Genomic DNA, 14,677 nt, shown 5'->3' on the forward strand with positions numbered 1-14,677 from the left:
ACACAGAATACGTTGGATTTATGAGTAACAAGCCAATTCGAGTGGCGCAGGTCCTCGCCGGTGCCGAGCACGGCGGTGCGGAAAATTTTTTCGTGCGCCTGGTGAGCGGTTTGAACCCGCGCACTGAGATTAATGAGAAAGCCTTTATCCGCAACCACGATCACCGTGTGCAAGCTCTGCGTAACAATGGGGTTGAAACCGAAGGTTTTAAGTTTGGTGGCAAACTGGATTTTCTAGGCCGCAGAGTTTATCGCGAGGCACTGAATAACTGGCAGCCGGACATCGTTATGACCTGGATGGGGCGTGCCACTATTATCACTCCCAACTCAAAAAACTATCTACTGGTCAGCCGGCTCGGCCATTACTACAACCTGAAGTACTATCGGCACGCGGATTATTGGATCGGTATCAGCAAGGGTATTTGCCAGCATATGGTTGATGGTGGCATTCCCAGGGAGCGGATTTTTCATATCCCCAATTTTGCCGATGAAACTCCAGTAGAACCGCTGCCACGCAACAGTTTCGATACACCGGAGGACAAGCCCCTCATTCTCGCTGCAGGCCGCCTGCACATCAACAAGGGCTTCGAAGTCCTGCTGCACTCCTTGGCTCAAATACCCAATGCTACCCTGTGGCTCGCCGGCGTAGGTCCAGAAGAGGCCAACCTGAAAGCCCTGTGCCATAAACTCGGTCTGGACCAGCGCGTGCGCTTCCTTGGTTGGCGCAACGACGTCACTACCCTGATGCGCACCGCAGATTTGTTCGTATGCCCATCACGGCACGAGGGGCTGGGTTCAATTGTGATGGAGTCCTGGGCACACCGATGCCCCATTGTCGCCACCAATTCCCAAGGCCCGGGGGAAGTCATCAGCGATGGTCATAGCGGCCTGATCACTCCTATCGACGATGCCGATGCCCTGGCTAAGGCCATCCGCTCCGTATTGGATAATCCAGAGTTGCGCCAGAGTCTGATCGAGAATGCTGCGGAAGTGTATGCGAATGGCTACTCGAAGCAGTTTATCGTGGACTCCTACATTGAGCTCTACAATACCCTGATGCAACGTGGGCGCCCCTAGCCCTTAGCAAAAATTGCAGACTGCCTTCAAAGTATTTTTGCAGCCCTACCTGTGCGGGCCGTAAAAAAACAGGCCAGTAAAAAATAGTAACTGGTAGTTTTCTGATATTTGAGGGGTTTCGCCGGCCAACGGCCGGCGATGAGGAGTCAGTTGGAGGAATTATAAAGAGCCGATAATTTTTCAGTTTACTGGTAGGCCTGAGGCAAATCCCTCAACAATTCATACACGCCCCGTGAGATCAGACGCTGACGCTGCTCAATACTGTCTGGGCGAGTCAGGAGTTCACTGGCCCTACCCCCCCAAATTATCGCGCCGTCGGGGCGACCAATCCCCACACTCATAATTACCAGCGGAGCATCGGTGAGCGGCGGCAGCTCCACGACATCCTGGGGTGCATTGCTATCAAACTGCTTGTCCCAGCTTGGGTCTCGTGTATCGCCGGAAAAAAATTCATCAACCACAGCCACCTGATAATCCACGACCATGTCTGCATTCTGGTCCTGGGCCACCTCTCGGTAACCGCGCTGCTGTAATTGCGCCGCCACCGTATTGCGCATCTCCTCATCTAGCTCTACCAATTGTGCTGAGGCATCCGCATCATTGAGTGGCGTCACCCCCCATTTATAGGTAGAAAAAGCCACCGGTTGGGCCCCCGTACTCACCCGCTCCACTTGCATTTCCTGGCACCCGGCCAAGAACAGCAGAGTCATTAATCCCATGGTTATATAACGCATAAATGCTCCTTACCTTGTTATTTATTTGACCGGTTCCGAATAATTATAAAGCTCTATTTTGGGGCTCCACTTATACCACTTGGGTTCCGCCCGCGGGTAGAGTGGAAAGTGGCTACCGGATTCCACTTCGAACCCCATAAATGGCGGCTCGGGCGTGGCGAAAGCAATGCCCCCTTTAATTAGAGCCTGAGCAGACTCGGTATTAACATTAAGACCACTTTTCAGCCCAAAATTCACATCCACACCACTGGCGTTCCAAAAAACTGTATGCTCACGCACCAGCGGGCGATATTCTGGCTCGATGTGCACAAAGATATATACCCGGTCCGCCCACTCTCCCAGCTCAAAGCCAGTAACCTCCCCCACTTGCACCTGCCGATAATAAACGGGGCTGCCCGCCACCAGAGAACCGCGTCTGGCTGCATCGAGTATTACCGTCAGGCCGGGTCGACTCATAGTTTCGGCAAGATCCTCCTTCGGGGCCTGAAGCTCGGCGTAGAACTCTGTCTCCGGCGGCCCGCCGCCGGGCTCCAGGGCGAGGTAGCGGCCAGTAATCAGTGTGTCCAGGTGCGCGACTTTACTGATACCAATCTGCGGGGACACCACCCAGATACGAGTGCCGGCACGGGCAAAATTGCCACCGCGATGGTAGAGCTTTGCTCGTGCCTGAACTTCACCGAGATCCCTGCCGAGGCGCAAGCGGGTTATTTCTCCAATTTGCACACCTTTGTAACGCAACGGAGCCCCTTCCTTAAGCCCCTCAGCGCTGGGTAAATTAATACTGATTTCAATCCCCTCTTCCATCGCCGCTTCACGACTGCGATACAGAGGAAACTGATCGCCATTTTGCGCAGGTCCACCCTTTTCGTACTCCCCACCCCGGATGCCAAAAGCAACACCACCACGCAACAAAGACATCAACGAATCCGCCTGTATTTTGATGCCACTGCTCAGGCTCGCACTAGCGCGCAATCCACTGATATTCCAAAAGCGGGCACCTGGCCTAACCAGGTGTGCATAGCGCGGTTCAATCACCACATACACTTCTACGCCTTCGCCATCTCTGCGCAATTCCATCCCCTGTACCTTGCCCACTTCGATACGGCGAAAATATACGGGGGCACCGCGCTGCAGTGAGCCCGGGTTGCGGGAAGTGAGGCGTAAGTGCAGTCCAGGGACCCTAGGGTCCATTTGTGGCGCCGAAGCCCGCGCGGAAAAAGTGCGCTGAGAACGCTTCCCCCGACGCAGATCTACCTCGATACGGTTACCCTGTATTAATTCATTCAAGCCGCCACTAAAATCAAAAGTGGGCGGCGCCAACCAGAAGCGAGTATTTTCACTGAGCAGGTCATCGGTCGCCGGGTCCATCAGGACACGTACTTCCATTCCATTCATACTCTTGTTGGCTTTAGCGCGACTGACTTCACCCACTTTGATGCCCTGGTAATACACTTTGGTACTACCGGGTGTCACATCGACACCTCGGTCAAAATTTAAAGTGACGGCAATACCCGCATCTGCGGCAGCGAAGTTTTTATATAACTTAAATTCTGTGCCATTGACCGCCAATGGCGACTGGCGCTGGGATTCCGGCGTGTAAAAACTGACACCACCGGCAAAAAGAGCGGCGAGAGATTCCAGGTTGATACTAATACCGCTGATTCCTCCTTCAATCGAAATCCCGGAACTGTTCCAAAAGCGACTGCCACGATGCACCAAATAGCCGTACTCGCGCCGGATAAATAATTCGATACTGACTTCTCTACCATTTTCGTCGAGGCTGTAATCGGCCACCTGCCCCACACGTAACTGACGGTAGTACACCGGTGAGCCCCGGCTGAGGGAGCCGAGCCGGCGGGATTTCAGTACCACGCGTAAACCGTCTCCGCGTATAAATGCCGGTGGACGATCCAGAGCGACAAACTCCCGTTTACGCTTGCCACTGCCGGACTCCACCGCAATGTAATTACCCGATAGCAAAGTCTCCAATCCGCTGATACCGGTAATGGAGAGTTCCGGCTTCACCACCCAAAATTCGGTGCCCTCAACCAACAGGTACTCGGCACTGCGGTTAAGACTGACTTCAGCCAAAACACCGTCGGCACCATTTAATTCTTTGGCATTGGGTACCAGCCGCACATCCTGCACTATGCCGATATCCACACCGGAATATTTCACCACCGTTTTGCCTTTCACCAGACCATCGCCGGAGTGAAACAGGATGCTCGCGTGCACATCTCCCTCAGCCATATCCTGGTAAAGTAACCAGGCGGCAATCAAACCCGCTACCAGGGGCAATATCCACACAAGCGGCAGGCCGCGACTCCGGCGCACTTGTCCCCGCTGAGGTCCTTCATAGGCGCTGGGTTCTATGGTGTCATTATCCACTGGCGTATTGTCAGCCATTCTCCGCCGCACTCCTGTGAGCCGTTTCCGGCTCTACCGCGGTTGCATACAGGTCGCCATCATGGGCATCCCATATTAGGCGCGGATCGAAAGAACGCGCCGCCATCATGGTGACCACCACCACCGAGGCAAAAGCGGTACTACCCGGCCCTGCTTCCACTCGGGCGATAAATCCCATGTCCACCAGCGCCGCCAGAATAGAAATCATAAACAGGTCCAGCAGCGACCAACGCCCGATTCCGGAAACCACTCGATATATTTTCATCGCTTGAGAGGGCACAAAATGCAATCGCAATTGGATCTGTACCAAGAGCAGTACCAATCCCAATAGTTTCATTACCGGCACGGCGATACTGGCCACAAAGACAATAAGAGCGATGCCCCACATGCCGCTGTTATACAGTTGCATAACACCGCTGATAATTGTGCTGGGTTCACCGGCGCCAAGGTAAACAACACTCATAATCGGCAGGATATTTGCTGGAAGTAACAACAAGGCACCGGTGATTGTCAGTGCCCAGGTAAGCATCAAACTGCCATCAATGCGTCCATAAACACTCGCACCACAACGAGGGCAGCGGCAACGCCCTCCCCGGGCCGGTAAAATAATCAGCTGATGACAGCTCAAACAGCTGCTCATTCCATTTTGGAGGGCTTTCTGCGGGGCACTCATGTGGCCGCCTCACGCAGGACACGCCGCAGCGCAATTCGCTGCCAAATGGCATTTTGGTCGAAACTAAGAGAGGAGAGGTTTGCCACTAACATCATGGCACCAAAGCAGTAGAGTCCCGGCTCCACATCCATTTTGCCCAGGTCTTTCAATTTAATTAATGCCACCAGAATACCCAGCATATAGACATCCAGCATGCCCCACTCTTTGATGTGTTGATACCAGCGTACGGCAAAGGCAACCGCTCGATCCAAAAGCCTCCAGGCACTGCCACAACAAATAAATAACAACAACAGAAATTTGCCCAGGGGCGCCAGCACGCTGCAAAATAAAACCAGAGACGCCAGCCAGATAAATCCTGCTTTGTAGAGAGAGTGAACCCCGTTCAATAGGGTATTATCGGCACCAAAAGAGAAAATTGAGAATTTGAGTAATGGCAGGCTGGCAGAGGGAATAAATAACAACAGCCCGGTGAGACTCAGGGCAATAGTGTAATAGACACTGTGATTGCTATTGCGGTGCAACGTGCAGCGACACCGGGGACAAACCAGCTTTTGACCGGGCGGTGCCACACTGCCGGTCAATAACAGGTCGCACTCGTGGCAGGCACGCTGCCAGGGTATCGGCTCTTTGATGCGCAGCTGATCCATGTGCCAGAGGTCCTTGCCTTATTCTGCACAATTTTTGCCGCATCCAAATACTTCCATGGCGCGTCTATTGCAATGTAGGGGCATTGCCCTATTCAATGCTGCCCTGATACTGCCAGGCAGATACCGGTAAACGCACATTCGCGTCGGTTTAACGAAGATATACCAAAAAGCCGAAAGCGTCGCCTCGACGCTTAGACTGGCCGCGGGTACACTCTCGCGACTGCTAATTGGGGAGACTGGCAGCAACATCGGACCATGCGAGCCAAGGGAACCCACCGAGAACCAAAACTCGAGTGCCGCTCCAGAGAACTGACAGAAGCTTGAAGACCGCACCCGCCACAGGAAGTTGAAACAGATGAAAAGAAGTAACCGCAAAGCGCCGAAAGGCCGCCAGTTGCGTCCACTGAAGAAACTAATCGCCGCCACCCTGCTGGGCTTCGGCGCCATGCAGGCCCAGGCCGACACCCTGTGGGATATTTATATGCAGGCGCTGGATAACGATCCCCAGCTGGCTGCAGACCGCGCAGCCTACCATGCTGGAATTGAGGCAAAAAATCAGCTGCGTGCGCCCTTGTTGCCACAGGTGAATGCTCAGATACAGGCGGCAAGAAATCACGAGTTCAGGCAATTTGGAAATTCAGAACCTGTTGATGAAAACGACGACAACAATCTTGAATTGGTCGATTTCCTCCAACGGGATACAGGTACTTTTGACGACAGAACATATAATGCGAGCCTTAGCCAGGCGATATTTGATGCCCCCGCCTGGTTTGGCTATCAGCAAGGTAAGAAACTAACCGAACAGGCTACGGCAGAGTACAGCGCCAACCAGCAGGATATGATGATCCGCGTAGCCACTGCCTACTTCGATGTATTGCGCGCCTATGATGTACTGGAAGCGGCCGTCTCTGAAGAAAAAGCTCTAGCAAAGCAGCTGGAACAAACCCAGCAGCGTTTCGAGGTGGGGCTGACGGCAATCACCGACGTCTATGATTCCCAAGCGGCTTTCGATAGCTCGGTTGCCCGCCGCTTAACGGAACAGGATAACTTACTCTCTTCCTTTGACGCCCTCTCGGTACTGACCGGTGGCTATCACGATGAGGTAGCCCCTTTGATAGAGAGCTTTCAGGTAGCGCCGCCAGTACCGTCAGATCGAGCCGACTGGGTCGATTTCGCCCTGGCAAATAACTTTACCCTAAAAGCCGCAAGACTAAACGCCGAGGCAGCCCGCTACAATGCTCGCTCTGCCGCCAGCCAGCATCTGCCTACGCTTACAGGTTCTGTCTCGTACAATAAGTTCACCTCGGAAGGTGATCAAAGAACTAGATTTTTATTTGATGAACCTTTTAGGGAGCGGAATCGATCTACGGTATTTCCACGAGATCAGGATTTTCGCGATACTACCGCCGCGATTATCTTAGATATTCCCATTTACACCGGTGGCCTGATTAGCGCCAATCGCCGCGAGGCGCGCAACCTGTCCTTCCAGGCCCAGGATCTGCGCAACCTGACCGAGCGCAACACCATCCAGTCCACCCGTACCTTACACCGTGCGGTAGTGACCGATGTTTCCCGGGTGGCGGCTCGGCAACAGGCGGTGGTCTCCGCCAAGAGTGCACTGGATGCCACCCAGGCCGGCTATGAGGTGGGCACACGTAATATCGTCGATGTGTTATTGGCCCAACGGACCCTGTTCCAGTCTCAGACGGATTATGCCAACGCCCTCTACGACTACATCATCAACAGCCTGAACCTCAAGTTGGTGGCGGGGCTATTGTCGCCAAAGGATCTGCAAGAATTGGATAGTATGCTGAATCCAGCACACAATGTGTTCCGCGTAGGCGAGTCCAGTCCTCCCGGTACACCAGCGCCTTCTAAGTAAGCGCCTATTTATTAGTAGTACCTCTATCAGTGAGTGGACTCTGATCCACTCACTGATCTTTCAAATCAGGCATCAGACTCTCAATTTCATCCAGCAGACGTCGTAAAGCGCCACTATTTTCCTGTGCGACCACTCTGGCATTCTGCCCTGCAGCCATACGTAGGCGATCGTTTTTCAACCAAAGACCCAGCTGTTCAGCTATGCTCGCTGCATCTTCGGCAATCACCATGCCGCCAGCGTCCTTTAGCAATTGGGCAACGGTGGAAAAGTTATGCAGGAAAGGCCCGCATACCACCGGGACCCCCCAGGCTGCTGGCTCAATCATATTGTGTCCGCCCACAGGAACCAGGCTGCCACCCACAAAGGCCATATCACTCGCGCCAAAGAAGCGCAGCAGCTCTCCCATCGTATCCCCCAGGAGTATTTGATCACAGACAGATGGCGCCCGCCCTTCACTGCGCCTAACCACCTGGAAGCCCCTTTCCTGACAGAGCCGTGCAACACTTTCAAAGCGCTGTGGGTGTCGGGGAACCAACACCAACAGCAAATTTTCACTGGTCTTTAGCAATGCCCGATAGGCATCCAGAATAATTTCATCCTCACCGGCATGGGTACTGGCAGCCAGCCACACCTTGCGCCCCTCAGATCCACGCCACTGGTGGGCCAAGGCCTGGGCCTCACTGACCAACCCTAAATCGATATCCAGATCGAACTTGATATTGCCACTGGCCAGCACCCGCGGCGCCGGCATGCCCAACTCTACAAAGCGTTGAGCATCCACATCATACTGAGCGACGACCTTATCCAGATTTGCCAGCATCAATTGGGTAAATTTTGGAAATTTTCCATAGCCGCGCGCAGATTTCTCGCTGAGCCGCGCGTTGGCCAGCAGCGTCGGTATATTGCGCTTTCTGCAAAGGTGCAGGAGATTCGGCCACAATTCAGTTTCCACAATGACAAGCATATTCGGACGTAAAGCCTGCAGGAATGGCGCCAGACACTCTGGCAGGTCGTAAGGCAGGTAGTAATGCAGTAAACGGCCGCCAAGAATAGGGCGCAGCGCCTCAGTCACCCGCTCAGAACCTGTGGGGGTGCTCGTCGTCACCAGCCACTGCCACTGAGGGTAGCGAGCCGCCAGCTGGGTAATCACCGGTATCGCCGCCAGCGTTTCCCCCACAGACACTGAGTGCACCCAGAGTAAAGGCGCAGAACTAAGGCGCTTCGGCACTTTTCCCAGGCGCTCAGCCAGGCGCAGCCGATACTCGGGCTGGCTGCGGCCACGCCACCACAGACGCAGCAAAATAAGTGGCATCGCCGCTCGAAAAATAACGTTATACAGAACTCGCATCGACAAAAGTGCTTCACGGGGAGAAAACAAATACTGGTAAGGCGTACCACCAGCTGTACTGGTTCAGGCTTCACTGCATATAATGAGATCCCTGCCAGGAAGCCAAAACCTGGCCATCATATCATTGGCAGAACATTTTCTTCTTGGTCACTCGGAGCTGGTCACTTGAAAGTTGTGCAACTACTGCCCGCCTTAAACTCGGGCGGAGTTGAGCGGGGAACCCTGGATTTTGCCCGTGCACTGGTCCATGCCGGCCATGAATCCATTGTCATTTCCAGTGGTGGCCGTATGGTGGAGCAGCTACAGCATGAAGGCTCACAGCATATCACCCTGCCAATCCATAAAAAGTCCCTCACCAGCCTGCTACAAGTGCGCCCTTTGCGTAATCTGCTGCAGAAATTAAATGCAGATATCTTGCACGTTCGCTCCCGGGTGCCCGCCTGGCTTACTTACCTGGCCTGGAAAAAAATGCCCGTGGACAAACGTCCCCGGTTGCTGAGCACAGCGCACGGGCTCTACTCGACCAACCGCTACAGTGCGATCATGGCAAAAACCGAGCAGGTTATCGCTATCTCACAGTGCGTAAACGATTACCTGCTGGAGAACTACCCTAATGACCTACAGAGGCCCCCTCAGATTGTCTATCGCGGGGTCGATACCAAAGAGTTTCACCCCCAAATTTGTCTCCCAGCTGACTGGATGGAGCGGACTTGTAAGGAGTTTCCACAGCTCCAAGGGAAACGCTGGTTGTTATTGCCGGGACGCTTGACCCGCTGGAAAGGTCAGGAAGATTTTATTGAGCTAATTGCTAAACTCGCCCCCTTAGACCCCCATATTCATGGAGTAATCCTCGGTGGCAGCGAAGCGAATAAAGCCCATTACGAAGAAGAACTAAAAGAAAAAGTACGAAATCTGGGGATAGAGGATCGTGTCAGCTTTGTTGGGCATCGCTCTGATATCCGCTACTGGTATAAGCAGTCCGATTTGGTTTTCAATCTCTCGCAACGCCCAGAGCCATTTGGACGCACCGTTATTGAGGCCGCCGCAATAGGCACACCGATTATTGGTTATGATATCGGCGGCCCGGCTGAATCCCTGCAGGCCTGCTTCCCACAGGGTCTGGTCAATAAGGGGGACAGGCAAATGCTCCTCAAGAAGACCCTGGAGATACTAGACACTCCTCAAGAAAGACCCCAGCTCACAGAAGCCTTTACCTTAGAGCGACAAGCCGCCCACACCATGGAAATCTATCGCACTATGCTTAACAACAATAAGAGAAATATGGCGCCATGATAGATTTGAACAATCGTGAACCCTTCGCCAGTGGAGGCAATCGCTTTTGCTATCAGCATCCGCAGGAGCCTCACTTGTGCGTCAAAGTGATGCGCCCTGGGCGCACTCAAATACTATTGGATAGGGCCCCCTGGTATAAGCGTGGACGCGGCCTGGATAGCTTTGACGATAACTTGCGTGAGCAGGAGGGCTATAGCCAAAGTGCCCTTCAACGGGATAGCGCCGGACTGTGGCAGCACCTACCCCGCTGGTATGGAATCCAGCAGACCAGCCTCGGCCCCGCCGCAGTGACCGATATGATCTTAGATGAGAGCGGAACTCCGGCACCTACCCTACGCCAATATTTAAACAAACACGGCTTGGATGAAGAGGTGCGTATTGCACTACAAGAGTTTGCCAGTTGGCTCTTGAAATACGGTGTACTGACCAAAAATCTGATCGCGCACAACCTAGTCTTACGCCGAGAAAACGGGCGTTTGCAGATTTACCTTATCGATGGCCTGGGCTGCGCCTCGTTCCTGCCACTACCGAAATTTTCCAGTTTCTTTGCCAGGCGTTATATCCACCGCCGTATCCAACGTATGTGGTTGCGCGTGGAATGGGAAGTCTCCGACAAGAAGATACCCTGGCGAAAGTTTGAAGCCCGCGGTCTGAAAGGCTAATTGGCCAATAGTCCACAACGGCGCAATAGTGCCCTGGCACATAAAAGGTACTGATCCAGAGGCTGGCGAGGCGGCTGCGCTAACACTTCTTCCAGGTGTTCACTGATGACCCCCTGATCGATCAACCTTTGCACCGCAGCTCGGACCTTATTGGACTTATCCCGGCCGGGAACCCGAATTACCCCCACCCTCGCGCGGCTCTGTAAGGACTCAAACAGCATGGAAACACTATCTTCGCTCACCCAAATCTGCTCAGTCGTGGCCATCTGCTCCTGAATCCAACCGGGAGGACATGAGCGCCAATCGATAAAGCGGGCATTGCCCTCGGACAAGGCTTCCAATGTACCCCCTGGCGTTCGGCGGCTATTGGAAATCTGCCAATCAAGGGGTTGTCTTATCAATGGCTCTATCTGTGCCCGGATAGCCTGAAGATCCCAGGAGTAGTGTTTACTCGGTCCACCGAGCAAAACTAACCCCTTTCCAGCCTGAGGACCAATATCGGGTAGAGGCTCCGTTAGGGCACCCTGGCTTAGGATAATGTTCTCCAGAGGTGGTGGCCGATCGTGCTCCGGCACAATCGCAAAATCAAACCAGCCAAAAGGTAGCTGCGGACGATTTATCGACACTGCGCGACCACCGTAACGGCGGCGCGCGGCCAACATCGGCATACGGCTCTTGCGGCCGGTTCCAATTAGGAAATCCGGTTTAGGCAGCTGATCGAGTTGTTGTGCCCGTCCCAGGAAAATGCGCGAAGCGCTCAACTCTGCAGGGATATCAAAACTCTGTACCTGCCCAGCAAAACTTTTACCCAGGCCACAAACCAGCGCCGCACTCTGTTTCTCATGCGCCCGGTTACCATCGAGAAAACGCCATACCTTCAGCTGCAAAGCCAATGAACCCCTGCCAGTAAAAGGCCGCAAGCATAGCTTATTGCCCACTTGTCGGCGAATATGAGAACACGGGATATGCCAATTGCGCCCCAAGGCCTAGAGGCAATATCTGGTACACTAGCGCGCATATTTTTGGGCGGCACAGCCCCTCCAGTGACAGGTAATGGGATACTCATGAATGTAACGGTATTTGGCAGCGGTTACGTCGGCTTGGTTCAGGCCGCAGTTTTGGCTGAAGTTGGCCACAATATTTTGTGCATTGATATCGATGAGAAGAAAGTCGAAGATCTGAAAAAAGGGATCATCCCCATCTATGAACCTGGCCTATCCCCACTGATTGAGCGCAACTTAAAAAATAGAACGCTGAATTTCAGCACTGATGCGTCACAGGGCGTAGAGCACGGGGAAGTCATCTTTATCGCCGTCGGAACCCCTCCTGACGAAGACGGCTCAGCCGACCTTCGCCATGTGCTGGCAGTGGCCGAATCTATCGCCACTTATATGAGCGAAACCAAGGTGATCGTCAATAAATCTACAGTTCCCGTGGGTACTGCAGATTTAGTGAGTAGGGCCATTGCTGATCGACTGGCTACACGTAATGCCGAAGATATCCCTTTCGAAGTCGTTTCAAACCCAGAATTCCTTAAAGAAGGCTCTGCAGTGAGCGATTGCATGCGACCAGATCGCATCATTATTGGTACTCGCAGCACCTCCGCAGAGAATGCACTGCGTCAGCTCTATGCGCCATTTAACCGAAACCATGAAAAAATCATCACCATGGATGTTCGCAGTGCGGAGCTGGCCAAATACGCCGCTAACTGCATGCTGGCCACCAAAATCAGTTTTATGAATGAGATGGCACAAATCGCCGATCATGTGGGCGCAGACATCGAGCAGGTACGCCAGGGTATTGGCTCTGACCCCCGCATTGGCTACCAGTTTATCTACGCCGGTATCGGTTACGGCGGTTCATGCTTTCCGAAAGATGTGAAAGCATTGATTTCTACAGCAACTCAAATGGGGGTATCCCCGGGTATTTTGAATGCTGTGGAGGAGCGTAACCAAACCCAGAAAAGCTACCTGCTACAAAAAATCACAGAGCATTTTGGCGAGGACCTGAAAGGAAAAACCTTTGCTTTGTGGGGGCTTGCCTTTAAACCCAATACCGATGACATGCGCGAAGCGCCCAGCCGTACCTTGATGGAACAACTCTGGCAGCTCGGTGCAAAGGTTCAAGCCTTTGATCCTCAGGCAATGGAGGAGTGCCAACGGATATACGGTGTGCGCGAAGACATGCAACTCTGTGGCACTAAGGAAGTTGCGTTATCTGGGGCAGATGCCCTGATTATCGCTACCGAGTGGCAGCAATTTAAGGCCATTGATGCTAAGGCCGTTACCAAGGCGTTAACTAATCCGGTTATTTTTGATGGCCGTAACCTCTATGAACCCCAACACATGGCTGAGAGCGGCATGGACTATTATTGTGTGGGACGCCCAAAAGTATAAGTGCCCTACAAGACATTGAGGGGCTTAGCCCCTCAGGTTCTCACTTAGAGATTCCGGCCAGGTTCAGGCCTAAATTCACTCCTGCAGCGAAAAATATGGGTAGCAATACCAGCAACCACTATGCCAAAAATAAAATGGCCACTGGAGTAAAAAAGATAGGATTCAAAGCAATTCGCAATCAGCCAGAGAATCATAAAACCGATATAAAATAAGAAGAAGTCGCCAGGTAAAACACCCCTGCGCCAGCTTTTATAAGCCAATATGAATACCCAGCAATTGAGGACTCCCCATACCAACGCGCCCAGAACTCCATAGTTCACCAGTAAATCAAGATAACTATTGTGTAGATGCCCAATAGTATTTTTGAACTCCGATGGCATACCTTGCAGATTTTGAATAACGAGACGTCGACCTTTACCGCCCCAGCCAAGCAATGGGCGCTCAGCTATCCAATTCATCGCAGCATGCCAGCTATGGATCCTGACACCGATACTAGAATAGGGAATCGAATCAAGATTACCTGAAAGCAAAGCATCAACGGTGTTCCTCTCGAGCCCGAGGCGCTTGCTCACCACATCCCCAACTTTCACCCAAAGGGCGACCATGGCCACACCGATGACCGTCCCCCAAGCTATTAAACGCAACCAAACTCCCTTACCCTGCTTGCGAAGAACTATAAACACACAAACGATTAAGAGAGTGAAGAGAGATACGGCCAAAGCAAACCAAATCGCACGAGTCTGTGAATAAAGCACGGCCAGAGCACATATACCAACAGCAACAGCCCAGGCTAAGCTCGATATGGATAACAGTCCTGTATACCTAAATAAGCGACGAGAGAAAACGGCTAGGCCCAACAGTGCAACACCAAAAAGAATGGCGGTATGCTGGGCATTATGGAAACCAAATTCGACTCGCTGCCCCCTAGCTCCATCTATCCACTCAGCAAATCCCCCTCCCGCTACCCAGGGTGCCAAAAGCAGAGCAAGTAGTGCCGTCAACCAGAGAATTAAAGTATTGCGAGTACTGCCGCCCAACCAGCAGGCTATGGCAGCGAATACAAACCACTGCCCCAGGCGGTGGAATTTCGGGGAAGACTCGGCCCATTCTGGGCATGCCATTAACATACCAGCCCAGGACAACATCTGAACTAATAAAGCAGCAGCGAAGAACCATCCGACTGGTGAGTTGAGCCAGTTTCTTCCACGGGTAAAAAGTACCCAAAAAGTAAGAACAATAAATAGAGTTTTAGCGGTATCTGCAAAATCGCTCCCCAAAGGAAATAGTGCTGCATATAAAAGCAGCAGAGCGCCTCCTAGCATTTGCAAGTTTGTAGATACATCGATCAGCTCATTGCGCTGCCAAAATTGAGCAAAAATGCCTTTCCAATCCTTCGCAAGGTTTTTAATTGGTAACACCAATAACTCCCACAGCCCTTAATGACTTATTTACCAACACCCCATTAAACAGGGGTAAAGATTGAATTCGCTATGCAATGCTTTCGATTCACACCAAGTCTGCAATGGGCAGACACCTATTGAGTACAGAGGGATAATTTAC

At 52.6% G+C, this 14,677-nt stretch carries 12 protein-coding genes; 5 read left to right on the forward strand and 7 right to left on the reverse strand.

Annotated elements, in window-relative coordinates:
- Positions 1 to 20 precede the first annotated feature (20 nt).
- The gene (locus ACJJI0_RS13240; protein ID WP_444882963.1) at positions 21 to 1,076 is read left to right on the forward strand and encodes a glycosyltransferase; all 1,056 of its coding nucleotides are present in this window, start codon (positions 21 to 23) and stop codon (positions 1,074 to 1,076) included.
- 185 nt (positions 1,077 to 1,261) lie between these two features.
- Here the strand turns inward: ACJJI0_RS13240 and ACJJI0_RS13245 are convergent, their stop codons facing one another.
- From ACJJI0_RS13245 to ACJJI0_RS13260, 4 genes are read right to left on the reverse strand one after another with little or no spacing between them, the layout of a single operon-like run.
- On the reverse strand, positions 1,262 to 1,810 hold the full coding sequence (locus ACJJI0_RS13245; protein ID WP_444882964.1) for a DUF4136 domain-containing protein: 549 nt from the start codon (positions 1,808 to 1,810) through the stop codon (positions 1,262 to 1,264).
- Positions 1,811 to 1,831: 21 nt separating this feature from the next.
- Positions 1,832 to 4,216 (reverse strand): PqiB family protein, encoded by a 2,385-nt coding sequence (locus tag ACJJI0_RS13250; RefSeq protein ID WP_444882965.1) that lies wholly within the window; start codon positions 4,214 to 4,216, stop codon positions 1,832 to 1,834.
- Entirely contained in the window at positions 4,209 to 4,889 is a 681-nt protein-coding gene (locus ACJJI0_RS13255; RefSeq protein WP_252083550.1) for a paraquat-inducible protein A, read from the reverse strand. Before ACJJI0_RS13255 ends, ACJJI0_RS13250 begins: the two co-directional genes overlap by 8 nt.
- Entirely contained in the window at positions 4,886 to 5,536 is a 651-nt protein-coding gene (locus ACJJI0_RS13260; RefSeq protein ID WP_444882966.1) for a paraquat-inducible protein A, read from the reverse strand. The genes ACJJI0_RS13255 and ACJJI0_RS13260 overlap by 4 nt, the downstream gene beginning before the upstream one ends.
- 355 nt (positions 5,537 to 5,891) lie before the next feature.
- On the opposite strand from ACJJI0_RS13260, the gene ACJJI0_RS13265 reads away from it, so the two are divergent.
- Positions 5,892 to 7,418, forward strand: a complete 1,527-nt coding sequence (locus ACJJI0_RS13265) for a TolC family outer membrane protein (RefSeq protein WP_444882967.1) — start codon at positions 5,892 to 5,894, stop codon at positions 7,416 to 7,418.
- A gap of 49 nt (positions 7,419 to 7,467) precedes the next feature.
- Here ACJJI0_RS13265 and waaA read toward each other — a convergent pair whose 3' ends face one another.
- Positions 7,468 to 8,766 (reverse strand): lipid IV(A) 3-deoxy-D-manno-octulosonic acid transferase, encoded by a 1,299-nt coding sequence (waaA, locus tag ACJJI0_RS13270; RefSeq protein WP_444885934.1) that lies wholly within the window; start codon positions 8,764 to 8,766, stop codon positions 7,468 to 7,470.
- 174 nt (positions 8,767 to 8,940) lie between these two features.
- Here waaA and ACJJI0_RS13275 point away from each other — a divergent pair, with 174 nt between their 5' ends.
- Both ACJJI0_RS13275 and ACJJI0_RS13280 read left to right on the forward strand, forming a co-directional pair.
- A complete protein-coding gene (locus tag ACJJI0_RS13275; RefSeq protein ID WP_444885935.1) occupies positions 8,941 to 10,059 on the forward strand; it encodes a glycosyltransferase family 4 protein in 1,119 nt (372 codons plus the stop codon).
- Entirely contained in the window at positions 10,056 to 10,721 is a 666-nt protein-coding gene (locus ACJJI0_RS13280; RefSeq protein ID WP_444882968.1) for a YrbL family protein, read from the forward strand. Before ACJJI0_RS13275 ends, ACJJI0_RS13280 begins: the two co-directional genes overlap by 4 nt.
- Here the strand turns inward: ACJJI0_RS13280 and ACJJI0_RS13285 are convergent.
- Positions 10,718 to 11,608: an ELM1/GtrOC1 family putative glycosyltransferase gene (locus ACJJI0_RS13285; RefSeq protein WP_444882969.1), complete on the reverse strand. Its 891-nt coding sequence runs from the start codon at positions 11,606 to 11,608 to the stop codon at positions 10,718 to 10,720. The genes ACJJI0_RS13280 and ACJJI0_RS13285 overlap by 4 nt on opposite strands.
- A gap of 177 nt (positions 11,609 to 11,785) precedes the next feature.
- Between ACJJI0_RS13285 and ACJJI0_RS13290 the strand changes: the two genes are divergently transcribed.
- Entirely contained in the window at positions 11,786 to 13,117 is a 1,332-nt protein-coding gene (locus ACJJI0_RS13290) for a UDP-glucose dehydrogenase family protein (protein WP_444882970.1), read from the forward strand.
- A gap of 44 nt (positions 13,118 to 13,161) precedes the next feature.
- Here ACJJI0_RS13290 and ACJJI0_RS13295 read toward each other — a convergent pair whose 3' ends face one another.
- Positions 13,162 to 14,535, reverse strand: a complete 1,374-nt coding sequence (locus ACJJI0_RS13295; protein ID WP_444882971.1) for an O-antigen ligase family protein — start codon at positions 14,533 to 14,535, stop codon at positions 13,162 to 13,164.
- Positions 14,536 to 14,677 lie beyond the last annotated feature (142 nt).

The organism is Microbulbifer mixtoriginis (SeqCode) (assembly GCF_052466695.1).